Origin of the sequence: Natrinema sp. CGMCC1.2065, from assembly GCF_051225675.1 — an archaeon.
GTDB lineage: Archaea > Halobacteriota > Halobacteria > Halobacteriales > Natrialbaceae > Natrinema > Natrinema thermotolerans.
Genome location: NZ_JBPJSJ010000016.1, coordinates 26,436 through 50,232, shown reverse-complemented (window position 1 = coordinate 50,232; position 23,797 = coordinate 26,436). Strand labels below are relative to the sequence as shown.

Sequence of the window (23,797 nt, the reverse complement as noted above, 5' to 3'; positions counted from 1 at the left end):
GGCGGAGAAGGCCTTCTGGATCACTCGGTATAAAGAGTATCAGGAAGAGCGCCAGAAGCTCGGCGATCAGTTCTCTATATGACGACTTTTCGACACCACGACAGCTATGCCAACGATATCAACACTCACCGCCGTCCTCGAGTTGGACAAGTCCGACTTCGAGTCGAAACTCGATACCGCGAAGCGGGATCTCGACGGCTTCGGTGATCGAGCCCAGCAAACGGGAGAGAAGCTGACAGCCGCCGGGAAGTCGATGACGATGGGGATCACGGCCCCGCTCGCCGCGATGGGTGCCCTCTCAGCCCGTACGGCGGCGAACTTCGACCAGGCGATGCAGCGGTCGATCGCCGTCATGGGCGACGTCGACGAGGCGATGCGCGAGGACCTCGAGGAGAGAGCGAGGCAGGTCGCGAACACGACCACCCACAGCGCGAACCAAGCGGCGGAGAGCTACTACTACCTCGCTTCTGCCGGACTCGACGCCGCGCAAGCGATGGAAGCGATGCCCCAGGTTGCCGCGTTTGCCGAGGCCGGGAACATGCGGATGGCGGAGGCGACCGACGTCGCGACGAACGTGATGTCGGCGTACAACTACGAGGCCAGCGAGATGTCCGAAGTGACGGACACGCTCACCGCGACGGTCACCAACCACAACCAGACGATGCAGGACATGAGTACTGCGATGTCTCGGGTCGCCCCGATTGCCTCGTCGCTCGGCGTCTCGATCGAGGAGACATCCGCCGCGATCGGTCAGATGGGCGATGTCGGTATCCAGGGCGAACAGGCCGGGACGGCGCTGCGGAACGTTCTGTCCCAAATCTCCGACGAGGCGTCGCCAGTCACCAAGCGCCTCGATGAGATGGGCGTCCAGACTCGGGACGCGGAGGGCAACGTCCTCTCACTCACACAGATTCTCGAGAACATGGAGGAGGCCGGCGTTGAAGCTGGAGACGCGGCGCGGATCTTCGGGACCGAGGCGGGGCCGGCGATGGCTGCACTAATCTCAGAGGGATCGGACGCGCTCGAACGGAACGCGCAACGGCTTCGCGAGGCCGAAGGCGCGAGCGAGGACGTTGCCCAAACCCAGCGCGCCACGCTTAACGCCCAAATGCAGATGGCCCGATCTAATATCGAGTCTGTCGGTATTGCGATCGGGTCGCAACTGATACCGATGCTCTCGACAGCGACCCGCTACGTCAAAGGGGCCGCTCAACAGTTCCAAGGTCTGAGCGACGGCCAGCAGAAGGCGATCATCGCTGCTGCGGGGGTCGCTGCAGCACTCGGCCCTGTCCTTATGATGGCCGGGCTGCTCGCTCAGTCGGTCGTCGCCCTTTCAGGGGCGTACGGTGTCCTATCTGGGGCGTCTCTCGGCCTTTCGGGGGCGCTATCTGGGGCACTCGTCCCGTCGACGATCGCTGCCCAAGGAGGCCTCACAGGGATGGCAGCTGCCGCCGTCGGCGCACAAGTTGCGCTGGGCCCGATCACCGTCCCCCTCTACGCGCTCGTCGCAGCGATCGCGGCGCTGGTCGCTGGCGTCGGTGCCTTCGCAGTCGCCTACCAGCGCAACTGGAAGGGCGTTCGCGACTACACGGAGTGGGCGATCGACCCGATCGTCAACGGTATCGACTGGTTCATCGAGAAGATCTTCGGGATCTCGGACGCGACGGGACAAGTCGCCGGCGCGTTCGGTGATTTCCTCGACTGGGTCATCGCCAAGATCAACAAGATCCCCGGGATCGAGATCGAGGGTGGCGATGTCGACATGGGAATCTCGATGCCGGACGCCACCACCAGCGGAAGCGTCAGCGAGGAAATGGACACCGGAGACTTCGAGGGCGAGATGCCGTCGGAAAAAGACCTCCAGGAGCAGATGCCCGACACCGAATCCATGGGCCAACAAGCAGGCCAGGACTTCGGGAGTGGCTTCCAGAACGGCCTCGTCGAGGGGATCAAGCCAGAAGAGGTCGAGTCACACCTCCAGGAGGAGATCGGACAACGCCAAGCAGAGATCTCCGGGATAAAAGAGGAAGTCGAGCGCCTCGAGCGTGCAAAGGAGAACGGCATCATCTCCGAGGAGGGCGAGAGGATGCTCAAGTTCCGTCGGGGGGAGATCGAGGAACGACGGTCGGAAATCGAGAAGTTCGAGAAGCAACTCGAAAGCGCCCGGAACGCAGAGGACATCACCGACGTCGACAAGGACGCCGTCGCGAGCGTCGCCCAGCAGGATCTGAAGGAAGAGCAGGAACGCGCCGAGTACATCCAGTCTGTCTGGGACGATATCGAGGGGGCGGAGGCCCCCGAAACGGCGTCGGGTCCCTCGATGTCGTCAGAGGATATCGATGAACAGTCGGTCGAAGCGATGCTCGCCGAAGACAGTTCGGGAAGCGGGGATGAGGACGAGAGCGACGACTCTACTGTCCAGAGCATCCTCGAGGAGCTAAAACTGCTCCGGGAGGATCTCACCTCGCTCCGGCTGCGCGTCGAGCTGGAACACAACTGCCGTGAGTTCGAGAAAATCATGGAGGACACCGCTGAGGGCGTCTTCGAAGAGGAGATCAACAGCACCGGTCCATAGCGATGCAACTGCACACACTCGAGTTCGAACCCGACGAAGTCGGACAGATCAGCGTCGGGGCCAGTCCCGACACCACTGAACAGACACCGCTCGACGATCGCGGGTCGGCGGAGATGCTCGCGGGGCCGGCCCCAGAGATCTCGTTCGACGTCGTCGCCGACGGTCCGCGAGGCCGGGTCCGTGCGTCGGAACTCGAGCATCTGCTCTCACAACCGACGTTCGCGCCGGTTGCGGTCTCGATCCCATCCCAGCCCGACCTCGAGGGCTACTACGTGGGTTCGAGCGTCGATCGCGATGTCGTCCTCTCGCAGGACGGCGGTGACGATCACCACGCAGTACCGCTGACGTTGTCCCGTAGCGGAACCGATCAGTCGCACTACCGAGTCCTCGAGACAGACCCGAACACCGATGTCGATCACGAGTGGGGCAACGATACGACGCTCCTGGTCGGCCTCCCGGCGGTCGCGGATCGGGTCCAGTGGTTTGACTTCGAGTCCGAAGCACGCCAGCTCGCGACTCCGATCGAAAATCGCAGCGCCGACGGCGGCGACGTCGAGATTTTCGACATCGCCGACGGCAAGGCTGCAGTCGGGACCGGGTCGCCGGCGCTTATCTACGACCTCAATCTTGAGGCCGACGGTGACGTCGACATCAGCGTTTTCGATACCCAAGGATCCGAGGACAGGGCCGACTGGGCTCAAGTCTTCTCGCCGAAGACCGGCGTCGGCGGCGAGGTCGTGATCGACAACGGGCTGATCCGCCTGCGACTCGAGGAGGCCGCCGGCACCCTCGAGGCCCAGCGCTGGGACGCGACCAACTCGACCTGGACGACGGTCGGCCTCGAGTCCGATCAGCCGTCGACGGTCACGCTGTTCGACGTCGACCTCATGGACGTCGCGATGGCTCGGGACCGCGCCCAGCTGACCTTCGACGTCGACGGCGAGTTGTTCGCCTTGGACGCGATCCTCACCCGCGGCGCCGAGGACGTCCTCTTCACGATCCCGACGAACGAGGCGGGCCCGATCCCGACGGCGCTCGAGGACTGGCTGGCGCCGATCGCGTCGACGACCGTCGTGGATCCGAACGCGAGCAAGGGGCTCGTGGCCCGGAACGAGGTGCGTCGATAGATGGCACAATACTACACTGACTTCACTGACTGGGCGGATTATGACGACCTCCTCACTGACTGGACTCCGAACTTTGCGAGTGAACAAGACGACTGGGATCTGAATACGTATTCGGATTATCTGGAGTTCGCCCCAGCCTATGACGATAATCAACGGTACAGTATAATTTGGGAGAGTGTAGGGACCGCCTCAGATGTCGAACTTCTCTACAAGGTCCAAGCCTCTTCTGTCAATGATATATTCGATGGCTATGTGAGATCAGAAATAACGAACACTTCCGAAGTGGGCTATTTCGTTGGTATAAGCGACAATGATCTATCCATCACCAAATACGCTGAAAGTGGCGACGACTTTAATATGGCCGAAACCAGTTTTAGCGTCCAAACGAGTACATTTTACTGGATTCGATTTCGCGTCGAAGGAACGGATCTGAAAGCGAAAATCTGGGAAGATGGCAACAGCGAGCCCGGATGGATGATCCAAGCGTCGGATAGTACCCTTACGTCGGGGTACGTTGGGGTTGGGTCGTACAATCCCATCGATCAAGACTTCGACGTAGTCAGCATTGGGACCAACGGCGATCCGGCCCCGATGACCAAAGTGCCGGGCGAACCCCGGAACGTCTCGGCTACAACCGACACCGATGACCAAATTACAGTCTCATGGGACGAGCCGAGTAGCGGGTTTATACCCGAGGACTATCGTGTCCAAATAGACCGTGACGGGAGCGGCTATCAAGACCCATCTGGAGGGCCAACGCTGCCAAGCTCGACCTCTGCGGCCTATAACCCGAGTAGTGATTCTTCTTACGACTCTCAGGTCGGCATCGATTCGTCGTTCCAGTTCCGAGTCCGGGCGGAGACCTCAGATAGTACATCCGGCTGGGTCTCTAGTGGGACAGTCTACACATCGCCGATCCCGCCGCACAACCCGAGCGTCTCGAGACCAGACGCGAATACGGTCGAGATCTCGTGGACTGAGCAAGGCGATCTCCATTACGGAACCCAGATCGAATATCGCGAAGACACCGGAAACGGCTATAGTAGCTGGAGCTACTTCGACAACAGCACGAGTTGGGGCGGCAGCGTATCGTTCAGTGTTAGTTCGAACTCGAAACTGCAAGAAGATGCCCGCTATCAGTTCCGGCTACGGTCCTATAATCCGAATACTGAGTTCTCCGAGTGGGTCTACGCCGACTACGGCAACGAGGGCAACGTCTACTTCGAGGACGACTTCGAAAGCGGAGGGTTCGGAAACTGGGATACGACGAACCTTTCAGATGGCGACTCTGGCGTCCTCTCCGGCGAAGAGCCGGTCGGTGACTCGGGGATCTCCGGCGCGGATGAAGGGACATACTACGCTCATCTCGAGTCTGGCGATTCAGTCAGCAAGACCCTCGGCGATCTCTCTGGCGAGTCGGATGTCATCGTCAAATGTGCGATGGCCGCTGGATCGATGGATGCGGGCAGCGAGTCCATCGGGATCGACTGGTACGACGGTTCGGCGTGGCAGACACTTCGCCACTTTGGCTGGGAGTTCAACAAGCAGGGCTGGGTCGAGGTCTCCGCGATGGTCCCGTCGTCGTGGCTGTCGACAGACAACCGCGTCCGTCTCGTCGGGTATGGGGGTTCAGGTGACTACGCCGAGTTCGACCGCGTTGTCGTCTCCGACATCCTCCACGAGTATACGAGCCCGGCTGCACCGTCAGCGCTGTCACTCGATGCCACCACCGAAGGTGAGATCACTGGCTCGTGGACACTGAACGCTTCCCTCAGTGACGCCCCTGCCCACTTTCAGGAGTGGCGACAGCGGCGATCTGGATCGGGAGACAGCCTCTCGAAAACAAGTATCGTGGAAACCACGAGTTACACCGCGACGGGACTTCTCGACGGCGAGCAGTACGACATCCGCGTCGATAGCCTCTATCAGCAGTTCCGTCGCGGCTCAACCGATTCGTGGTGGCGCAGTTCATCGGCTCTCGAGACCGTGATCACGGTCCTCCCCGCTCCAACGACCCTCACCGTCGACGCGAACACTGCAACCTCGGGCAGCCTCTCGTGGACAGCTACCCACAACTACGGGGACACTCGCGTCGAGTACCGCCAGTCGGATGCGAACTCGTGGACGACGTTCAGTACCGTCTCTCGAGGGACCGAGGCGGAAACGATCACTGGTCTTCTGCATGGCGAGGAATACGACGTGCGGGTCGTCGCGGAGACTGAACACACCTCCACGGAGGACCAATAATGCCAGTCACGTTCACTACCGACCTTCCGGATGTCGACTCAATGGCGCTCGATGCGAGCAACGCTGAATCGCTGATCGCGAACTGGAGCGCGAACCTCAACAACGGCGAGTTCCGGATCGAACTTCGCGACGACGATCCAGATGGCGATCATCCGCCGTATGAACCCGAAGCAACGATCCCGTGGGACGGGACGTATCAGCATACGATTCAGAACATCCTCGGTGGCGAGCAGTACAGCGTCCGGATTCGAACTCAAACCGACCATGTCACCGGCTCGTGGATCGCTGCTGAGGAGATCACAAAACTGCTGGCCTCGGACTCGCTGTCATTCGCGAACATCGGGGCCACCTCGCTGGACGTCCAGTGGACGATAAACAACGACTTCCGCGGCTCGCACCAAATCTATCGGCAGCGCGAAGACTACGAGTATGCCAGCGAGACACCGATCGAGAGCGGCGATCTCGCGGGGTCCGTCGCCGACGACGTCGCCAGTTTCTCCGACGAAACCGTCGCCCCTGATCGTCCATACCGCTATCAGGTCCGGACGCTCACCCAGTGGCAATTTGCCGACAGTGGGGTCAAGTCGACCACGACCGAGACCATCGGCCTCTCCGATCGTGCAGTCCCGCCGCGAGGCTGGCACCTCGAGGTCGACCATCCAAGCGGGACGGTCCTAACACCGGACCCACTCGACGGCGCCGTCCGCCGGCCGACGATCAACGGGTTCCCCCGCGTCGAGATCCCGGTTCCGTTTCGAGAGCGCTGGCACTCGGACGCCGTCGACGACGCGCCGCTACGGGTCTGGCACGACGGCGATCGCCAGCCCGTGGAGGTCCTGGAACACCGCAGGCTCGAGGAGGGGTCTGGTTCGAAGCAGACCGTCCTTGAGGGCCGGGGCGGGACGCAGCTCGATCGGCGCGTCGTCGAGGACGTCGACATCCAGCCGACCCACGAGTTCGTGCGCGACCTCATCAGCACCTACACAGATTACGCATACAACGTCGACAACCCCGACGTCGACGAGGAACCAGTCACACTCCAGGCCGCCGACACTGACCTCGAGCTCGAGCAGGCAGTCTCCGAGGCTGCCCGGTCGGCGATCGCCGATGAGACGATGCCTCTCAAGTTCGTCGATGGGCGGATCGTCCCGCTACAGACATGCTACGTCACGGATCTCACGGGATCGGCGAGTAACGACAGCTACGTGTCTGGGACGGCGGACACGGCCAACACGGGGACGTCGACGGGCTTCGAGTACACTATCCCGGGCGAACACCTCGGTGTTGCCGTTCGCCAGGGGGTCTATACCGACGCGCCGGACACCGAGTTCGTCCTCAATGGCGAAACGTCGTTCTCGTGGAGTAACTCTGACTCTTCGAGTCCGAACTGGGTAGATCTTACAGGGCTGTTTGCGAACACGCCGAGTGACAGCAGCAGCGGAGACCTCGTCATCACCGAAGCCTCCTCGGCTGACGGCAACTACGTCGTCGACCTGATCGTCTTCTTCGACACGCGCTGGCATGATCCGTCGACGTGGGACAACCAGGTCCACGAGGCCGGCGGCCATCTCGATGATCCGCCGCTCTACCCCAATCGGCTCGACGTCGAACTCGGCGAGATCACAACGCCGCTGGCGATCAGCGAGGTCGCTCTCGAGGTCACGATGGACAACGGTGACGCGGCGCCGGCGCTGGCGCTGCGGAGCAACGGCACTGGTTCCTGGAACACAGTCACCGACGCCTCGAGCCACTCGATCACGTACTCGGAGCTGTCGACGACGGCCGCCGCTCGCGTCTCCGTCGGATACGACGAGACGCTGTCGGCGCGGGATGTCACGCCCCGCTACGGGTACGAGACTCAGGGCGTCGACTCGCTCTCCCTCGAGGGTGTGCTTGACGCGACGCCGGTGCTGACCAACCGGTCGTTCGACGGGCAGCTGATCGACGTCCTCCGCGAGGTCGCCGACATCGGCAACTTCGTCTTCGAGGTCCAGGCCGATGGCGACACGCGCTCGATCGAGTGGACCCAGCTCGGGCAGCGTGAGGTCACCATCGACCCCGAGGTCGCGGACTACTCGGTCGATCGCCAGACTGAGGACGTCGTCGAGAAGGCCGTTATCTACGGCAGCGCTGCCCAGGTGACTCGCCAGACCGTCGACGTCGCGATCGGCTCGTGGGTGGACCTGCCGTTCCCCGACGCGAAGATCGTCGAGCGAAAGGAGACGATCTATGACTCCAGCAGCGAGACCGAGTTCACTCGAGGAGAGGACTATCAGATCCGCTACGCGACTGTGGACGGACAGCCCCAGATCAAGGCGCTCTCCGAGGGGGCGCTCTTGGACGGGCAGACCGTGTCGATCGACGCCGAGGTCAAGCCTCGAGGCGAGTTCACCGAGGGTGGCGCCGGCGAGAACCCGAAGACGATCATCGAGGATATCCCAGGACTCGCCTCGAAGCAGATGTGTGACCAGTACGCCCTCTACGCGGTCGAACGGACCGGTGACGCGATCGTCGACGCGAGCGTGACGGTCCCCGACGAGGAGGTCGGTGCATCGCTCGTCGACGCGATCGATATCGATCGGCTGCCCGGTGACGTCCCGTGGGAGGTCGACGATATCAGCTACGGCGACGGCGAGGTTTCGATCGAGTTGGGCAACGGGCCGTCGGCGGACGATTTTCTCCAGGGGCTCAGCGATCGGCTACAGCGCAACAGCGAGCGGGTGTGACAGCTGTGGAACCGCCGGGGCGAGCTGGGGGACTGCGCAGAAGGGAAAATCAGTCGAACGTGATCTGCCAAGGCAACCACGTCTGGACATCAACCCATCCGACACCGTCAAAGTCGACTGGGACTTCACCCTTCCCTCCCTCTCCAGTGGTTAAGCGTTCGCCGGAGTCCCCCTCTGCGGGATAGATAGTCACTTCAAACTCCGTTCCAGGGCGGGGTAAGAGATGCGCAACATCTATCGAATCGAACTCAAACGGGCCAGCAACGACGGGCCCATCATCGGAGATGGTCTCCGGTATGCTGCCACTATCCGCTCGAGGGTGTCGGATTTCGACACTCCACTGTGCGCCGTTGCCGTCGGCATGAAGGACATAATCCCCACCCTCAAATAGCGTGGCAGACGCGCCGTCATACTCGCGGTCTATCTTGAGTTCGTAGGGGTCTCCTTCCTCAAGCGGGGACACCCGAAGACTGAAATCATCGCCCTCGTACCCCACGTCAAACACTGCCAGACCATTCCCGATTGAGATAGGGTCCTCCATAATAGAGCCGGACCCCAGCCATTTCCACGACTCAAGCGGCTTTTTTGCGGAGGTCCTGTCAGGTTGGCTTTCCCCATTTCCGTTCCCGTCGTCCGTTTGGGTGCTTGAACAGCCTGCAAGTACGGTTGAAAATGCAGCGCCGCTTCCAAGCAAAAGTCTCCGCCGATTCATATCTCCTCAATTGGATGGTTCGGTGATAATATTGTTGCCACTATTCGCCAATTTCGAGCGCGTTGACGGCCTCGCGTGGCTCGACGTCGTGATCGACGAGGCGGTCGGCAGCCAACTGCCACGCTCTTCGCGATAGTTCGGGATCCGCTTCTTCGTAGTGAACGCTGAACTCGGTCAGTGCGACTGCGACGAGGAGGTCCTCCTGTCGATCGGTGAGCATCGCCGGCGTTGGCCGCGGCTTCTCGGATAAAGGTCAGGATTCATCAGCATAACTGTGATCGCTCGAGAAAACGCCGGCCGGAAGCCAGCGTCGTAGCCTCCATCCCATTGGTGGTGTGTCAAACGATGGGTGGTGGGTCTGATCTGAGACCGGGGGACAATATGGCTATTGACGTGTGCCGATCTCATCCGTGGCGAGAGGAAGGTGATGTCTCGGATCGGATTCGGCCAGTAACGACTGAACCTGTATTTCCCTCGCCATCTGTAGCTTTAGATCGATCTCATATCAACCTATTGGCCTATCTATCGAATAATAACTGAATCTGGTTACTGGTCAGTGCGAGCCCGACGTCGTACTCGACGAGGCGGTCGGCCGCCAGCTGCCACGCTTCGCTCGAGAGTTCGGGGTCGGTAGCTTCGTAGTGGACTGAGAATTCGGTCAGTGCGACTGCGACGAGGAGGTCCTCCTATCGGCGGTGAGCATCGCCGGCGTTGGCCGCGGCTTCCGGTATAAATGTCCGCTCTCGGCGGGTGGAATCGGAGGGCGAGGGTAGATGTCGACGGGAGTGCAGGGGGCAACGACTGCGTTCCCTCGCCGGGTGTATCGAGTTGCGCTTGGGCTATCAATCTCTTGGCCACCTTTCGGTCTGGTGAGCGGTCGCTCCGGTGGTTCTGTGGTCATGAAAACGCCGGCCAAAAGCCGACGTCGGGATCCCCTCCCCCGTGGTGGGAATGGTGTGGTGGGGTGATCTGCGATCGATGGACAATGTGGTGATTGACGTGGATCGATCTCAGGTGTGGCGAGAGGGCCTGGATGTCTCGGAATCGGATTCGGTCGGTACGACTGAACCCGGAAGTTCTCTCGCCAGACGGACCTTAGGAGTAATATCTCATCAAGCTACTGGCCCCTCGGACCATTCTCGCTGCTTGAGGCCATGCATTGTGGCGATCTCCTTTGTGAGATAGAATCCGCTGTTCACGGCACAAAGGATATCCCGCAGCTGCACACCGCGGACACGGGCAAAGAACCGCACTCACAGCTACTATTATCGTGAAACTGCGTAGACAGTACCGGAGAAAGTCCCAAAATAGACCGTATTGTCATCTAATTGTGGCGGCACAGTAACACGCTTGTCACTCGATAATTCCCAATTCGGAGATCCGTCAGCGGCAGATAAGGAATAGAAATACCCATCATCGACTTCACCACCACCCACATAGATAGACTCATCACCTACCGCCGGTATGGAGAAATGTGATTTACGACTCCATTGGCGCTCACCAGAGGTCGCGTCCAGTGCGTGGAGTTTCTCGCCATTGGGGCCGGCATAAACGGTTCCGTTAGCTACTGTCGCTGGTAAGTTCATGATCCTCTCTGTATCAAATTCCCATTGTTGGTCCCCTGAGGCAGCGTTCAGTGCATGCACTTTCTTACCCCAGGTCGTAAGATACACCGAACCGTCCGCGACTGCTGGCTTGGATTCTATTCGGCCATCTATGTCAGATTCCCACTGCAGATCACCTGAAGTAGCGTCTAATGCTTTCTTTCCCACGTAGACGGTTCCATTGCTCACCTGTGGAGGTGCCTTTGGAGCAGCACTCGCACCTGAAGTCATATCGAATTTCCATTGTTCTTCTCCTGAAGTAGCGTCCAACGCATACGTGTAAAAGCCTGTGTTAAAATAGAGGGTGTTGTCAGTAATCGTAAGGGAGGATGGCGAGTTGTCATCACCATTCGGTTCAGTACTCCATTGTTGGTCTCCCGAAGCGGCGTCCAGTGCATATAGAGTTGTGTCAGGAGGATGCTCAGCGATATAGACGGTTCCGTTAGCTACTTTCGGAGAAACATCAATAAATTTGTCAGTTTCGAAGGTCCACTGCTGGTCGCCCGTGGTAGCGTCTATCGCGTGGACAGCACCATGTTCGTTGTCGCGGCTTCCACTCCCGGCAGAGACATAGACCATCCCGTCGGCAACCGTTAACCCCTGGGCCTTGCTTTTTTCCGGCTCGAAAGTCCACTGTTGAGTTCCTGCGTCTACATCATTAGGTGTGCTATCGTCAGAGGGATCGTTATTGTCAGAGGATGTATTACTGGAACATCCCGCTATAGAAGCAAGTCCTGCTGTACCAACTGCAAGGAGATACTCTCTGCGCGAGTTATGCCGTCGGCTAGGCTGCTTGTCCATGGTCCAAACACGTAATTCCTGAGTAATAAATCCATTTGAATTGTTGAGCAAATATGTCTTCCCAGGATTTCAGTGTATATATCATGGAAGAGACGGTCACCGAAATCTTCCACACCGGTGAATTTGTGTGAAATTAATGGGATTCGTCAATAGTTAATAGAGACAATACGCTCGAGGAACTCAGCGATTGCCGAGCCGATGTTGGACTTCCAGATCGCGAACAGCTTCCAAGTGAGGACCTCCTCGACCGGCAGCGTGTAGGGCTCGCCGGCGGCGGTCTCGCCGACAGTGATCGTCTGTTCGGGCCGTTCGCCGCCGTCAGTCTCAGTCGCCATGCTCATCGGGATTCGCCTCCTCGAGGACATCGACGAGCTTCTCACGCTGGACGTGGACGCGCTGGATAACGGTCTCGTCACCATCGGTGTAGAGCCGCTCCTCTTCGAGCGTCTTTTCCTCCCGATCGTCGACGACGCCGAGCGACCTGAACGCATGTGCCTGCGTCGTGCCGTCGCTGAAGTGCGTCGCGCGGATCGACCACTCGTCGCCCCAACGCTCGCGGGCCGCACTCTCGAGGCGCTCGAGGGTCTCTTGGTGACCGTCGAGTACGGAGTCGTCAGCGTGCACGTTACTCATCAGGACCACGCTCCTCGCAGACGACATCGCGAAGCTCCTCGAGCAGCTCCGGATGGTGTTCTTCGAGGACCTCGATGTCCTTCGCCAGCTCGTCGTTGATCCGCGATCGTACACGCGAGACAGACTGGAGTCGTTGCGACTCCGATGGGTCTCCCTCACCCGAGATGTACTCGCGGTCCGTGTCCGTCATGATCGCACGGTACCGTCCCATTCTGGGAGTGTGTTTTTGCGCCATTGCAAATGAAGCTTCTTTCTCTCACGACTAATAGTTTGCGCCAATGCATATGTTTGCACTGCTGCAAAACACTTAATATGCACCAGTGCAAAGTGATGACTAAGCACGGGAGTTCGGTCCTCGCAGAAATGGCCGACGGGCGTTCCAGCGCCCTCGACCGTGCTGGTGCAACCAGCGTATGAGCGTACAAGACCCAACGGATGAAACCGTTACGACTGACGAACCGGCACAGATCGACGACACCATCCTCGAGCGCCGCTCGTGGAACTACGGCTACATCGGCGAAGACATCGAAGGGCGTCACCATCACGTCGACCGCAAACTCGAGCGGATCGTCGTCACGAACGCCCGCGCGGATCGCGACGACTCCGGTGGCGTGCCGGTGTTCTCGCTCGAGGGCCCGATCCTCCACTCCGAGGGGGTCGTCCTGGCGTCGAACGGCGCCGGCGGCGACGCCCTTCGGCGCTGGATCGCCTTCGTCGATCAGGAGATCGGCGACGAGGACGACGAGAGTGGCTGGGCCGAGCGCCCCGTCTCGGCGGCCGACCAAGCGCGGGACGTCCTCGAGGAGGTGCTGTAAGATGGCGGTGACGGTCGCGACCAGCGCCGGCGAGCAGTTCGTCGACGCAACGACCGACGACGGAGAGATGGTCCTGATCGAAGAGGTCGACTCGGACGGCTTCGGGCGGTGTGGGTGGACTGTTCTCGAGTTCAAGGGGGCGATCTGAGATGACGGTCGACCGTGACAAAGCCCGGAGTGCCCGCTCGGAGCAGCTGGACCGCAAGGGAGAGATCGAACTGCAGCGCCAGCACGAGGCCGCGGCGGTCGCCGGCCCCGAGATTCGGGCCGACGGGAGTGGCGAATCGGACGATCAGACGCACGCAGAAGACACCGACATGACCGACGAACCCAGCATCAAACCCGGCGACGTAGCGCTCGATCGAACGCAAGGCCGACCCGTTCACGTCCTCGAGGATACCGGTCAGACGGTCCTTCAGTGGACCAACGAGAACGGCTACGACCTGCTCGACAACTACGGGAACGGGCGTTGCGGGGCGACTGCCGAGGACCGCGTCTTCGAGGTCGTCTACTGCAGTAGCATCCAGTCCGAGCCGTCAAAGATCTACGCCATGCCGGAGTCGCGCCTCGATCGCGTCGAGACCGAGAAGGCCGACGGCGGCCGCCAAGTCTACGACCGGATCGTCGTCGACGTCCTCGACCAGCTGTTCCAACGCGCCGGTCGTGACGACGAGCAAGCGGTCGCCGTCCTTGAGGCGTACGCGACCGACGCCGGGGTCGACGCCGACGTCGTCGACGAGGCGCGTGAACTTGCCGAGGCCGCCCAGCTCGGGGGTGAGGCGTGATGTCCGAAGCCGCCGGTGCCGACGACGCCGACGTCGCCGGCGCCCTCGAGGGCGAGACCGTCGACGGGACTGTGCTGCCGCGATCGTTCCTCGTCGAGGGATCGGGTCCAGTCACCGTCGTTCGCGACCAGGGCGATGTCGTCGAGCGTACTGAAGGCGAAGCTTCGATCTCGCGCCGACTCGAGACGCTCGAGGGCTTCGCGACGTTCTGGGCCTTGCGGGCTCGCAAGAACTGGAAGCGCAACGCGATCCGCGAGGTCCTCGAAGACTACGAGGACGACACCACCCGCTACGTAATCAGCGATGAGCAACTTGAGGCGTGGGACGTCCAGGCCGACGGCCGGGCGCAAGCGTTCATCGGCGTCGCCGAGACGATCGTCGACGACGAGGTATCTGACGACTTCGACGCACCGAGTCAGCACTTCCTCGCCTACGTCGACAACCCCGCTGATCGGGACGTCGACGAGATGACGCTCGATTTTGCGGGGGACCTCAAGACGTCGCCGCTCTGGGGTCCGGGCGCACGGCTCGCCGAGCTGGTCGTTCGACACGCTAATCGCGAGGACCTCGAGGGACACACCGAGGCGTTACTCGAGGAGATCGACCGATGAGCATCCAGACCGCGAATCTCGAGGCGGCTGCCGAGGCCGTCCCCGAACACCCGACGGTCTACGACGCCCGCCTCGTCGATCGGCGCGACCAGGACGGCCGGCGCGTCCTCGAGGTCGTACTCGGTCCGCGGGTCGATCGCGTTCCGCCGGGTGTGCTGCGGGCTCTGGCCGAGGCCGACTGCGGGCTCGACACCGTCCAGTCCCAGGGCACGTTCCTCGTCGCGATCGCCGAGTAGAAGCAGCCCTCTTTTCGCCGCTATTCGATTCGGATCCCCCATCCGCCGTCGGCTTGGATCGCCACGTACCCGAGTCCCGAATGCCGGAACGACGTCGTCCCCTCGTAGCTCCCGATCTCGTTGACTGCGATCGTCGGGAACTGCCCCTGCGGCGGGAGGACTTGGACGATGAAGTTCCGGCGGCCGTTGTGTGCTGCTCCGATCGTGTGCGTTCCGTCGAACTCGAGGGGGCCGAGGACCGTTGCCGAAGTACCCTGCTGCTCGAAGGGGAGCGAGTCACCGCTGCTCGGTCGTGGCTGTGTCAGCTCGAGTTCCCAGTCGCCGTCAGCCTCGATCGACATCTGGTAGGTGCCTCGCCCGACGAGTGCGGCCCGTGACCCGTCGAACGCACCGATCTGGTTGACCATGATGTTCTCCATCCCCGACTCGGGGACGAGTTTGACGATGAAGTTCCGGCTACCGGTGTGTTGTGCTTCCACGACCGTCAGCCCGCCGATGATACCGACGTTGGAGTAGACCTGATTCCCCGATCCCGACACCGATATCGGATCCGGTTCCTCGACATCGGGTTCGTCCGCGCTCGGCCCTGTACTGGTACCGTTCCCGTTGCCATTGCCCCCGTCGTCGCTCGTATCGCTCGCGCAACCGGCGATCGTCGTTGTGAGCGCCACACCACCCCCGAGAAGGAGCTTCCGTCGATTCATATCACCCTAATTGGATGGTTTGGTGATACGTGTTTCGCCGAGCGCTTTCGGAAATGATGCCCAGTAGTCCTTTTACACCCGTCGGTGAACCACACTGTTATGATTTCGAGAACGGACGTGTTCGAGGATTCGTGGCCTCCCAGCGAACTCCCGAACCGAAACGACGAACTCGAGCATCTCTCCCGTCGGCTCGGTCCCACGACGCGCGGACTCGAGGGCGACGACGTGCTGATCTACGGCGGGAGCGGCGTCGGGAAAACCGCCACGACGCGGCACTTCCTCAGCCGGAAGCTGCCGGACTACGCCGATGTCGCCTGGACCCAGATCAGCTGCGGCGACAAGACGCGGAACATCCTCCTCAAAGAAGCGGCGGCCGAACACCCCGACGACGTCACCGTCCAACTGAACTGGCGGCCGTCCCGACTGAAGGCAGCCCTCGAACGCGTCGTCGACGGCGAGCCGTACATCCTGGTCCTCGACGAAGCTGACTCGATCGCCGACCACGAGATCCTTGCCGACCTGGCGGATGTCGAGGGCGTCTCCGTGATCGTCATCGCCCACGACCGGACCGAGTGGCTCGGCCATCTCAACAACGCCGTCATCGGATCCTTCGGAATCGACTCAACGATACGGTTCAACCCCTACAGCACAGACGAACTCGTGGAGATCCTCGAGCCGCGGATCCGATTGGGGCTGGACTACGATGCGTTCAGCCGCGACCAACTCAAGCGGATCGCGAAGGAAACCGAGGGGGTCGCCCGCTACGGGATCAAGGCGGTGTGGGCCGCCGCGGAGATCGCCAAGGAGCGCGGCCACGACACGGTCACCGACGACGACGTCGACGACTGTTTCGACCGCGCGATGGCGAAAATGCGCGAGTCGAATCTGGCGAGTCTCTCCTATACTCACCGGGCGCTCTACGAGCTGGTCCGCCGGCTCGGGCCGACCGTTTACAACTCGAAGTTGAAGAGTATCTGGCGGGCCCACCGCGAGGAGATCTACGCCGATCGCCACCGGGAACCCGTGACGTGGCGGCAGGCGCGCAACTATCTGGAGAAGCTCGAGAAATACGATCTGCTCGTGCGCAAGGGGAAAACGCAGAACCGCCGATGTGTGGTCACCGACCCCGACCTCGAGGCCACGGTGGATCTCGACTTCGTGTTTCTGGCGGCGTAGTTAGTCAGCTGTCGCCAGCCAACTCACGGGCCCGTTCGAGTCGGTCGAGCATCTTCTCGTGTGGGTCGAACGTACTTGAGGCGTACCGCTCGAGGATCTCGACCTCGTCCTCATATCGGTCGTCCTTCCGGTAGACAATCGCCAGATGTCGGTAGTACGCACGCGGTGGGCCGCCAAACCCTTCCTCCTCAGCCTCGGCTTCGGCATAGTCGATGCACCAGAGCAGGAGGTCCTCGACCTCGTCGTGACGTTTCTCGCGTTTGAGTTGCTTGACGTCCTCGACCGCGTCCGTATAGTGATCGTAAGGGTACTCGTCGGCCCGGTCCCACTCCCACTGGTCGCGCTCCGTTCCTGCGCTCCCGCTGTTTGAGCTACCAGAGCTGGAGAAGAGTCGTAAGAGAAGGTCCCACATCCTCAGTCAGCCGTCGCCATCGTCGTCTGGGAGGAGTTCCTGTTTCCCTCTACGTATTCCTCCACCAGTTCACGGATGACCTCGCTTCGAGATGCGTCCATCGGAAGATCGCCGTTCGACTTCTTAGCGAGTATAATTTTGTCGAATTCTTCCAACTTCTCGTCGGGGATACTGAAGCTCGGGTTCGCCATGTGGCTAAGTTGGTAACTTAGCATTATAAATATCTAGGCCATGAGCAACTTGCGGAATAACTAAGTGACTAGGTTAGCAAGATAGTGGTGATGCCAAACCCCAGCATCAACGTACCACCCCACCTCCTCGAAGCCGCCGATGCGATCGCGCATGCACGAAGCGGCGGCCCTGGGGAGAACTGCAGCCGCTCCGAGATATTCCGCGATGCGCTCGAGCAGTATGTTGAGGCGCATCAAGAGGAAGTCGATGAGGGGAGGCGGAAGATGGACGGGTCGGACGATTCGGCCGATGGAGCACAGGCTACGAACTAAACTGCAGTGAGCCGGGCGTCCTCAGCGCCCGACTCGACGAAAGGTCAGAGGTACGCATGATCCACAACACGACGTTCGGATATCGTAATGCGGCGGCTACAGCGGCCAGCGCTGCTGGTAGCACGCGATTACCGCGTCGTGGCCTTTCGGAAATGAGGCAGGATACTTTTAGTGCGTATCGAGACCAACTGCAGAATCAACCACTCGCGGCCACCGCCGGAGCGCGCCAAGGTACCAACTTTCGCGCCCCGGCTGTCCGCGGGCTACAGAACACAGACCACCCGGAGCCCATTGACGCTCCGGATAACTGCAGCCATGACTACGAACACAGACCACAGCGAAAACGCTAACGGATCGAACAGTACCAACACCACCCTTCCCGGAGTCGTCCGCGGTTCCCTCGAGCGCATCGAGGGCGGCGAGATCGACGAGGCGGCCACGCTCGTTCGTCGCCTCGAGGTCGCCCAGCGTTTCGACGACGCCGAGGCCAAGGCCGACACGCCCGAGCTGCTCGAGGGCGGTCCGATGCAGGGCGCACACTGCTACTGCATCGAGGGCGACAGCGAGGAGGCGTGGCTCGCGAGCAACTATACTGTCCCCATCGGGTTCGACGGAGGTGACGGCCGATGACGCTCCACGACCTCGAGGAGATCGATGTCACGCTCGAGCAGTCGTTGATGCGGAGCGGCGATGAGGAAGTCGTCCGGTGGACTGCGACGGCCGACACCGACGACGAGGAAACGAAGGTCGCTGTCGATTCGCCTGCCGAAGCGCTCCGGATGCTCGCCGACGAACTCGAAGACGACACGGCGGACGGTGAGTTGACGGATCACGAGGACATGATCGAGATCCTCGAAGCCGCTCCGGACGGGGCCGCCCTAGTCGCAGTCGACGATCTCACCGATCCGAACCCGCAACTTCATACGCGACTCTACGGCCCTGATTCCGAGGACAACGTGCTGCGTCGGTATGTCGCGCACATGACGGCGCGGTGTCTCGGTGAACACTACCCATACGAGTTCAAACACGGGGCGATCATCGCCTCTGGTGGTCAGTGGAGTCCCCCTGGAGCGGGGTACACGAACCCGGTGAGGGAGTTCGAGCGCCGGTTCGAGGACAACGGAGGCGATTCGGCATGATCGCCGGCCAGCTCGCGCTCCTCCAGGAGGCCGCCGCCGAGCCCCTCGAGAACCACCACGACCAGACCGGCCGCGCTCTGCAGGTCGAGGAGACCCAGACCTACCTCGACGACGACCTCACGATCCAGTCGGGGATGGTCGCCGGCGAGGTTCCGAAAGAGGACGAGCGCGTCCTCCTGGACGGCCACGAGATCGAGACCGAGACGCGGACGGTCACCCGTCGGGTCGCCAGCGAGTGGGTCGCCGACGTCGACGGCGAGGGCTGGATCCTCGCCGAGCGCACGCACACGAGCGACCTCGAACACGAACCCGACTGGCCGTTCAACGAGTTCTCGAAGCTGGCCGGCCCGGAGATCGCGCCGGTCCGGCTCAAGCCGTGGGAGTTCGTCCGCCGGCAGCGCGACAAGGGACGGACGTGGACGGTCGAGATGACCACTCACGAGTCCAACCTCGACGACACGACGATCGAGTGGGGCAACGGCGCGCTCAAGTCGAAAGCGGTCAACTCCGACGTCGGCGTCGCACTGACGACGTTCTGGAACGATGTCCATGTCCGGCTGGTCATCTACAGCTCGGGTTACATCGCCATCTGGGAGCCCGCCGAGATGAAGCCCGAACTGCTCGGTCGCTTTGTACACGAGGAGATCGTCCCGATCGCGACGTTTGCCGACGACGTCGAAGTCGAAGAGGACGAAGAGGCCGAACAGCAGACGCTCGAGGACAGCGGGGCGGAAGCATGAAGCGAGCCCCACACGACGGCGAGGACCTGTTCGAGGACCCTCTCGAGATCGAGCGTGCGTTCCTGAAGATCTCGGGGAGTGGTGGGGATGTCACGCTCGAGCGCGATGTCGAGTTCGACCACAACCCCAGCGTCGAGTTCGATGCGCGTGCGTTCCCGGGCATGATCGAGGCGTCGGTTGACTTCGAGCAGCACGGCTATGACGGTCGCGCGGTGATCGACTGGGGCGACGAGGACATCCGCGAGTTCATCGAAGCCGTCGCACCGTACGTCGGTCTTCGCGTCGAGCAGATGGATCGAGGTGGTCGTGATGTCCGCTGAGGAGTTCCGCACCACGCTCGACACCGCCCTCGCGTCGGCGATCGCCGGCGATGCCGATCTGGACGAAGTCGAGCAAGCCCTCGAGGACGCACAGTCACGGATTCAGGACGTCCGGACAGCGCGAGGTGAGGTCTGATGGTCTGCCCGCGCTGCGAGACGGCGAATCATCCCGCCGACGAGTGCCCGGAGCGCCACGAAGAGTACCAGGGCCTCCCGTCGGATCACTTCGACGCTGACGCCGGGATCGTCTGCTGGGTTCAGGACGTCGACGAAACCTGGCACGCCTCGATGTACTTCGAGGGGACGAGTCACGTCACGGCCTGCGGCGAGATCCTCGAGACCCCGGTCGCGGATGTACGCGACGACCCTCGGCGGCTCGCAAACGTTCACACCTGCGACGACTGCGAGGCCGCCCTCGAGGCCGACAAGGAAGAGACCGTCCCCGACGGCGGCGAATTCGAACGCGCGAGTAAGCTCCGCGCCGACGGCGGCCAGGGGCCCGACGACCTCGTGGTCCTCGTCTGCGAGCCCTGTGACTACGAGACCGTCGTCGCCCGCGGCGCGATCCCGGCGACCAGCTGCCCGGACTGTCAGGGCGACCTCGAGATCGACGACAGCCGGACCGCTCACAGATGCCCGAACGCGACCGACGTCAACCACGTCATCGTCGAGACGGGCGAGCGGTGTCCCCTCTGCCAAACGGTCCAGCAGCGGACCGGCGTCGTCGCCGACGGCGGCCTCGAGGAAGTCTTTCGCCAGGAGACGATCGTCGCGACCGACGACGGCGTCGCGATCGGCGAGGACGCGGTCCCGGATCGGGGTGATCGCGATGTCTGAAGCGGCGACTACCAACGGCGTCATCGACACGCTACTGTCGGTCCACGAAGGCGACCGACTCACCCTCGAGGCCGAGGGCTACGAGTGGGCGTCACCATTCGAGGTCGTCGAGATCGACGAGGAGCCGTTCGAAGCGCCGAACGGCGGCGTCTGGAAAGCCCGCCGTGTCACGCTCGCGTCGACGGCCAGGCAAGGCTCCAACCGGGAGTTCGATGTCTACCCCGCTGCGCCGGCCCTGGATGTCGGGCCCGGCTACGGCCGCCTCGTCAACGCCGACCTCGTCGACGAAGCGGAGAGCGGCACCTCCACCGAGGACTCACCCACCAGTGAGAGCGACTCTGAGTCAGAGGCAGAGACCGATGTCCTCGAGGAGGACGCCGCGGACGACGCGCCGGCCGACGCCGGCGACGACGTCCAGGACGAGATCGCCGCCGAAGAGGTCACCGTCGACGCCGTCGACGATGAAGAGACGTTCGAGTGTGACTGCGGCGAGACCTTCGAGAGCCAGCAAGCGCTGCAGGGCCACGGCCCGAACAGCTGCGAAGCTGACGAGAGCGATGACAAGAGCGAGCTTCCCGACGGGGTGACCGAGGACTTCGTCGACGAACTGACCAGCGGCGGGATCGAGATCGGCGACCTCGCCGAGGAACTCGACGTCCACCGTAACGAGGCTCGGTTGATCGCCCACGACCTCGGGTTCTACAAGCGCATCCGAGAGGTGTGGCGAGATCGCGAGCGCGCCCAGCTCGACCCTCGCCTCGGCGGGCTCCTCGTCGTCGCCCTCGGGCTCGTCATGGTCGGTCTGATCGCAGTTGGGGTGACCACCCCATGAGCATCGTCGAGACTGACGAGATCGACGTGACGCCGACGCCGCGCTACGAGGACCTCGAAGTTGATCCGCACTTCCCGGAGCGCTGGACCGAGCGATCGCCGCGGCAACAGCTGAACCCGAAAGTCGCGTGGCTCGAGGCGATCCCGGTCGACTACCCGTCGGCGTCACCGCCGGCGGAGTGTACCCGCTATCACGAGGTCACGGAGATGCTCCTACTGGCCGAGCCCAACGGCCGGCTTGTGACCTGCATCCCGCTGGAGGATCGCCCGCACGACGAACAGCAGTACATCCGTTCGCAGGTGAGCGTCCAATGAGTACCACCAAAACCCCGTTCGATTCGATCCGAGACGACAACGAGATCCGAGAAGGAACTGAGGAACTGGCCGAACGCGACGATCGAATCGGCGCGCTCGCACGGATCAGCCTCGCGATCGCTGATGGTGAGGAACCCGATCCCAAGGACTGCGAGGAAGCTGGCCTCGAGACGCTCCCGAAGCTCGCTCGAGGTGAGGAGTGATGTCAGTCGCTTCGTCCTTCGAGTTCGTCAGCCAGCGCGACCGGGTCGCCGATCGCATCCAGAACCGTCCGGAAGGCCTGGCGTTCCTCGGCCGACAGCGGTTCATCGGTTCCGAGTGCATCGTCGAGTGCGTCGTCAGTAGCCGAGTCAGTTTCGTCGGCCAGCTGCTCGAGATCGGGACCGAACACCTCACCGCACGATGGGCAGCGTCGCCAGTGATCCTGGAGGACCTCGCCGCAGGTCGGACAGGCGTCGGGCGTCATCGGGCTCGAGGTATCTTCCTCCCGGTAGCCGAGTTGCTGTTCGGCCTTTCGGACGTAGTCGTCGTTCGTGACGTGCGAGTAAGTGGTGTGGAGGATATTGCTGTCCTCCGTAACGCCGAGCAGCGCTCGCAGCGTGTCGGTGTCCATCGAGTACTCCCGCTTCATGACGGTCACGAAGTAGTGCCGGAAGTTGTGGGGGTTGACCGGCTTGTCGACGCCGGCGCGGTCACCGATACGCTTGAGATGCTTTCGGACGCCGGGCTCGCTCCACGGTTCATCGAGATTGGTCTTCCAGTGGTTCGGATCGCCGACGAACAGCGGTGCGTCGGGTTCGTCCTTTCGCGGGTGGTACTGCAGCCAGTCGCGGACGTACTTTCGAGCGCCGAACAGCGGCCGTTTCCGACCACGGTCAGCCGCCCCCTTCAGCCCGTCAGCCTCGTCGTTGAGATAGAAGACGCCCTGGTCAAGGTCGACGTCCTTGATCCGGAGCGTCCGGATCGCGGTGAGGCGCTGGCCGGTGTAGATGAGCATCTCGAGAAAGGCACGGTCACGGGGACGGTCACAGGCCTCACGAAGAGCTTCGATGTCCTCGTCGGTAAACATGTCACGGTCGTCGTGGCGGGGCTCCGATCGCTCGGCGTAGACGTGGATGTCGTCGGGATCGATCCCGAGGTCGTCGTGGTAGCGGTAGAACGTCTGGGCAGCGGCTTGGTAGCGCATGAGCGTGACCTTCGAGAGGCCGCGTTCGTCGTGCATCCGGTCGATGAAGTCGTTGAACTCGTCAGCCGAACACTCCAGCACGTCGAGGCCGCGTTCCTCGCAGAGGCGCATGGCCTGGAGATAGTTCTCGATCGAGCGCGGCGCGAGGGTCTTCTCGCGACCGCGATCATCGAGATACTTTCGGCGGGTAGTACGCTCGTCGAGAGCGTCGGCCCACTCGAGAAGTGCATCGCGGACCTCGATCGAGATCTCACCGACCTCGGCCAGCTCCTCGACAGTGTCCTTCTGATGGTTCAGTCGGTCGCGAGGTGTCCGGGCCATCGTCTTATCGTGACATTCAGCCATATCGATATAGTGTTTGGCCTCTACGCAACCATGCAAACACCATCTTCGCGCTTTTCGCCCTGGTCGCCATCGGCCAGCCCCGGACCGGCGTGTTGGTCGCCTTCGAGGGAACTGCTGCGCCCCTCGAGCTGCCGATCCTGCTTGCGGCCGTCGTCCTCGCGGGACTGGTCGGGTTCGTCGCCGTGATCGCGCTGGGCGACGCGTATCTCGACGCCGTCGGGCACGTGTCCTACTGGAAGATTTCGGTGGCCGTCCTCGCCGTGTTGCTCGCGCTCTCGTACCTGTTTACCGGCGTTATCGGAATCGCGATCTTCGCCGTCGCGACGGGGATCGGGATGGTTCCGGTACGCCTGCGGTGTCGCCGCGTTCACCTGATGGGAGTCCTCATCGGGCCGTTGATGCTTGGACTCTGACTTC

At 62.0% G+C, this 23,797-nt stretch carries 30 protein-coding genes and 1 pseudogene; 21 read left to right on the top strand and 10 right to left on the bottom strand.

What is annotated here, in order from left to right:
* Positions 1 to 106 precede the first annotated feature (106 nt).
* The 4 genes from ACSBP4_RS15530 to ACSBP4_RS15515 are packed head-to-tail and all read left to right on the top strand — an operon-like array spanning position 107 to position 8,675.
* Entirely contained in the window at positions 107 to 2,575 is a 2,469-nt protein-coding gene (locus ACSBP4_RS15530) for a phage tail tape measure protein (protein WP_435552749.1), read from the top strand.
* Positions 2,576 to 2,577: 2 nt separating this feature from the next.
* Positions 2,578 to 3,702, top strand: coding sequence for a hypothetical protein (locus ACSBP4_RS15525; protein ID WP_435552748.1), 1,125 nt, complete (start codon positions 2,578 to 2,580; stop codon positions 3,700 to 3,702).
* Positions 3,703 to 5,949, top strand: coding sequence for a fibronectin type III domain-containing protein (locus ACSBP4_RS15520; protein WP_435552747.1), 2,247 nt, complete (start codon positions 3,703 to 3,705; stop codon positions 5,947 to 5,949).
* Positions 5,949 to 8,675: a hypothetical protein gene (locus ACSBP4_RS15515; RefSeq protein WP_435552746.1), complete on the top strand. Its 2,727-nt coding sequence runs from the start codon at positions 5,949 to 5,951 to the stop codon at positions 8,673 to 8,675. The genes ACSBP4_RS15520 and ACSBP4_RS15515 overlap by 1 nt, the downstream gene beginning before the upstream one ends.
* Positions 8,676 to 8,724: 49 nt before the next feature.
* On the opposite strand, the gene ACSBP4_RS15510 is transcribed toward ACSBP4_RS15515, so the two are convergent.
* From ACSBP4_RS15510 to ACSBP4_RS15485, 6 genes are all read right to left on the bottom strand, one after another.
* Positions 8,725 to 9,387 carry a hypothetical protein gene (locus ACSBP4_RS15510; protein WP_435552745.1) on the bottom strand — a complete coding sequence of 221 codons (663 nt, stop codon included), beginning with the start codon at positions 9,385 to 9,387 and terminating at the stop codon, positions 8,725 to 8,727.
* Between the two features lie 40 nt (positions 9,388 to 9,427).
* Positions 9,428 to 9,607 carry a hypothetical protein gene (locus ACSBP4_RS15505; RefSeq protein WP_435552744.1) on the bottom strand — a complete coding sequence of 60 codons (180 nt, stop codon included), beginning with the start codon at positions 9,605 to 9,607 and terminating at the stop codon, positions 9,428 to 9,430.
* Positions 9,608 to 10,652: 1,045 nt separating this feature from the next.
* The gene (locus ACSBP4_RS15500) at positions 10,653 to 11,792 is read right to left on the bottom strand and encodes a PQQ-binding-like beta-propeller repeat protein (protein WP_435552743.1); all 1,140 of its coding nucleotides are present in this window, start codon (positions 11,790 to 11,792) and stop codon (positions 10,653 to 10,655) included.
* 146 nt (positions 11,793 to 11,938) lie between these two features.
* Positions 11,939 to 12,133, bottom strand: coding sequence for a hypothetical protein (locus ACSBP4_RS15495; protein WP_435552742.1), 195 nt, complete (start codon positions 12,131 to 12,133; stop codon positions 11,939 to 11,941).
* On the bottom strand, positions 12,117 to 12,425 hold the full coding sequence (locus ACSBP4_RS15490) for a hypothetical protein (protein ID WP_435552741.1): 309 nt from the start codon (positions 12,423 to 12,425) through the stop codon (positions 12,117 to 12,119). Before ACSBP4_RS15490 ends, ACSBP4_RS15495 begins: the two co-directional genes overlap by 17 nt.
* A complete protein-coding gene (locus tag ACSBP4_RS15485) occupies positions 12,418 to 12,636 on the bottom strand; it encodes a hypothetical protein (RefSeq protein ID WP_435552740.1) in 219 nt (72 codons plus the stop codon). Before ACSBP4_RS15485 ends, ACSBP4_RS15490 begins: the two co-directional genes overlap by 8 nt.
* A gap of 202 nt (positions 12,637 to 12,838) precedes the next feature.
* Here ACSBP4_RS15485 and ACSBP4_RS15480 point away from each other — a divergent pair, with 202 nt between their 5' ends.
* Genes ACSBP4_RS15480 through ACSBP4_RS15460 form a run of 5 tightly spaced genes read left to right on the top strand, consistent with a single transcriptional unit; the run spans position 12,839 to position 14,872 of the window.
* Complete coding sequence (locus ACSBP4_RS15480) at positions 12,839 to 13,240, top strand: hypothetical protein (protein WP_435552739.1); 402 nt, start codon at positions 12,839 to 12,841, stop codon at positions 13,238 to 13,240.
* Position 13,241: 1 nt separating this feature from the next.
* The gene (locus tag ACSBP4_RS15475) at positions 13,242 to 13,388 is read left to right on the top strand and encodes a hypothetical protein (protein ID WP_435552738.1); all 147 of its coding nucleotides are present in this window, start codon (positions 13,242 to 13,244) and stop codon (positions 13,386 to 13,388) included.
* Between the two features lies 1 nt (position 13,389).
* Positions 13,390 to 14,025 (top strand): hypothetical protein, encoded by a 636-nt coding sequence (locus ACSBP4_RS15470; protein ID WP_435552737.1) that lies wholly within the window; start codon positions 13,390 to 13,392, stop codon positions 14,023 to 14,025.
* A complete protein-coding gene (locus ACSBP4_RS15465; protein WP_435552736.1) occupies positions 14,025 to 14,636 on the top strand; it encodes a hypothetical protein in 612 nt (203 codons plus the stop codon). Before ACSBP4_RS15470 ends, ACSBP4_RS15465 begins: the two co-directional genes overlap by 1 nt.
* Positions 14,633 to 14,872 carry a hypothetical protein gene (locus ACSBP4_RS15460; RefSeq protein ID WP_435552735.1) on the top strand — a complete coding sequence of 80 codons (240 nt, stop codon included), beginning with the start codon at positions 14,633 to 14,635 and terminating at the stop codon, positions 14,870 to 14,872. Before ACSBP4_RS15465 ends, ACSBP4_RS15460 begins: the two co-directional genes overlap by 4 nt.
* A gap of 20 nt (positions 14,873 to 14,892) precedes the next feature.
* Here the strand turns inward: ACSBP4_RS15460 and ACSBP4_RS15455 are convergent, their stop codons facing one another.
* Positions 14,893 to 15,576 (bottom strand): hypothetical protein, encoded by a 684-nt coding sequence (locus ACSBP4_RS15455; RefSeq protein ID WP_435552734.1) that lies wholly within the window; start codon positions 15,574 to 15,576, stop codon positions 14,893 to 14,895.
* A gap of 99 nt (positions 15,577 to 15,675) precedes the next feature.
* Here ACSBP4_RS15455 and ACSBP4_RS15450 point away from each other — a divergent pair, with 99 nt between their 5' ends.
* On the top strand, positions 15,676 to 16,752 hold the full coding sequence (locus ACSBP4_RS15450; protein WP_435552733.1) for a Cdc6/Cdc18 family protein: 1,077 nt from the start codon (positions 15,676 to 15,678) through the stop codon (positions 16,750 to 16,752).
* Between the two features lie 4 nt (positions 16,753 to 16,756).
* Here ACSBP4_RS15450 and ACSBP4_RS15445 read toward each other — a convergent pair whose 3' ends face one another.
* Both ACSBP4_RS15445 and ACSBP4_RS15440 read right to left on the bottom strand, forming a co-directional pair.
* The gene (locus tag ACSBP4_RS15445) at positions 16,757 to 17,164 is read right to left on the bottom strand and encodes a hypothetical protein (RefSeq protein WP_435552732.1); all 408 of its coding nucleotides are present in this window, start codon (positions 17,162 to 17,164) and stop codon (positions 16,757 to 16,759) included.
* A 2-nt stretch (positions 17,165 to 17,166) separates the two neighbouring features.
* Positions 17,167 to 17,355, bottom strand: a complete 189-nt coding sequence (locus ACSBP4_RS15440) for a CopG family ribbon-helix-helix protein (RefSeq protein WP_435552731.1) — start codon at positions 17,353 to 17,355, stop codon at positions 17,167 to 17,169.
* A gap of 90 nt (positions 17,356 to 17,445) precedes the next feature.
* Between ACSBP4_RS15440 and ACSBP4_RS15435 the strand changes: the two genes are divergently transcribed.
* The 10 genes from ACSBP4_RS15435 (at position 17,446) to ACSBP4_RS15390 (ending at position 22,052) form a co-directional block, all read left to right on the top strand.
* Entirely contained in the window at positions 17,446 to 17,667 is a 222-nt protein-coding gene (locus tag ACSBP4_RS15435; protein ID WP_435552730.1) for a CopG family ribbon-helix-helix protein, read from the top strand.
* A 315-nt stretch (positions 17,668 to 17,982) separates the two neighbouring features.
* Complete coding sequence (locus tag ACSBP4_RS15430) at positions 17,983 to 18,297, top strand: hypothetical protein (protein WP_435552729.1); 315 nt, start codon at positions 17,983 to 17,985, stop codon at positions 18,295 to 18,297.
* On the top strand, positions 18,294 to 18,806 hold the full coding sequence (locus tag ACSBP4_RS15425) for a hypothetical protein (RefSeq protein WP_435552728.1): 513 nt from the start codon (positions 18,294 to 18,296) through the stop codon (positions 18,804 to 18,806). The genes ACSBP4_RS15430 and ACSBP4_RS15425 overlap by 4 nt, the downstream gene beginning before the upstream one ends.
* Complete coding sequence (locus ACSBP4_RS15420) at positions 18,803 to 19,546, top strand: hypothetical protein (protein WP_435552727.1); 744 nt, start codon at positions 18,803 to 18,805, stop codon at positions 19,544 to 19,546. The genes ACSBP4_RS15425 and ACSBP4_RS15420 overlap by 4 nt, the downstream gene beginning before the upstream one ends.
* Positions 19,543 to 19,866 carry a hypothetical protein gene (locus ACSBP4_RS15415; RefSeq protein ID WP_435552726.1) on the top strand — a complete coding sequence of 108 codons (324 nt, stop codon included), beginning with the start codon at positions 19,543 to 19,545 and terminating at the stop codon, positions 19,864 to 19,866. Before ACSBP4_RS15420 ends, ACSBP4_RS15415 begins: the two co-directional genes overlap by 4 nt.
* A complete protein-coding gene (locus ACSBP4_RS15410) occupies positions 19,856 to 20,002 on the top strand; it encodes a hypothetical protein (protein ID WP_435552725.1) in 147 nt (48 codons plus the stop codon). Before ACSBP4_RS15415 ends, ACSBP4_RS15410 begins: the two co-directional genes overlap by 11 nt.
* Positions 20,002 to 20,703 carry a hypothetical protein gene (locus ACSBP4_RS15405; RefSeq protein WP_435552724.1) on the top strand — a complete coding sequence of 234 codons (702 nt, stop codon included), beginning with the start codon at positions 20,002 to 20,004 and terminating at the stop codon, positions 20,701 to 20,703. Before ACSBP4_RS15410 ends, ACSBP4_RS15405 begins: the two co-directional genes overlap by 1 nt.
* Positions 20,696 to 21,535, top strand: a complete 840-nt coding sequence (locus ACSBP4_RS15400; RefSeq protein WP_435552723.1) for a hypothetical protein — start codon at positions 20,696 to 20,698, stop codon at positions 21,533 to 21,535. The genes ACSBP4_RS15405 and ACSBP4_RS15400 overlap by 8 nt, the downstream gene beginning before the upstream one ends.
* A complete protein-coding gene (locus ACSBP4_RS15395) occupies positions 21,532 to 21,849 on the top strand; it encodes a hypothetical protein (protein WP_435552722.1) in 318 nt (105 codons plus the stop codon). Before ACSBP4_RS15400 ends, ACSBP4_RS15395 begins: the two co-directional genes overlap by 4 nt.
* Positions 21,846 to 22,052, top strand: a complete 207-nt coding sequence (locus ACSBP4_RS15390) for a hypothetical protein (protein WP_435552721.1) — start codon at positions 21,846 to 21,848, stop codon at positions 22,050 to 22,052. The genes ACSBP4_RS15395 and ACSBP4_RS15390 overlap by 4 nt, the downstream gene beginning before the upstream one ends.
* A 2-nt stretch (positions 22,053 to 22,054) precedes the next feature.
* Here ACSBP4_RS15390 and ACSBP4_RS15385 read toward each other — a convergent pair whose 3' ends face one another.
* A complete protein-coding gene (locus tag ACSBP4_RS15385; protein ID WP_435552720.1) occupies positions 22,055 to 23,356 on the bottom strand; it encodes a tyrosine-type recombinase/integrase in 1,302 nt (433 codons plus the stop codon).
* A gap of 56 nt (positions 23,357 to 23,412) precedes the next feature.
* On the opposite strand from ACSBP4_RS15385, the pseudogene ACSBP4_RS15380 reads away from it, so the two are divergent.
* Positions 23,413 to 23,793 (top strand): annotated as a pseudogene (locus tag ACSBP4_RS15380) (tripartite tricarboxylate transporter permease); the annotation flags it as partial.
* Positions 23,794 to 23,797: the final 4 nt, after the last annotated feature.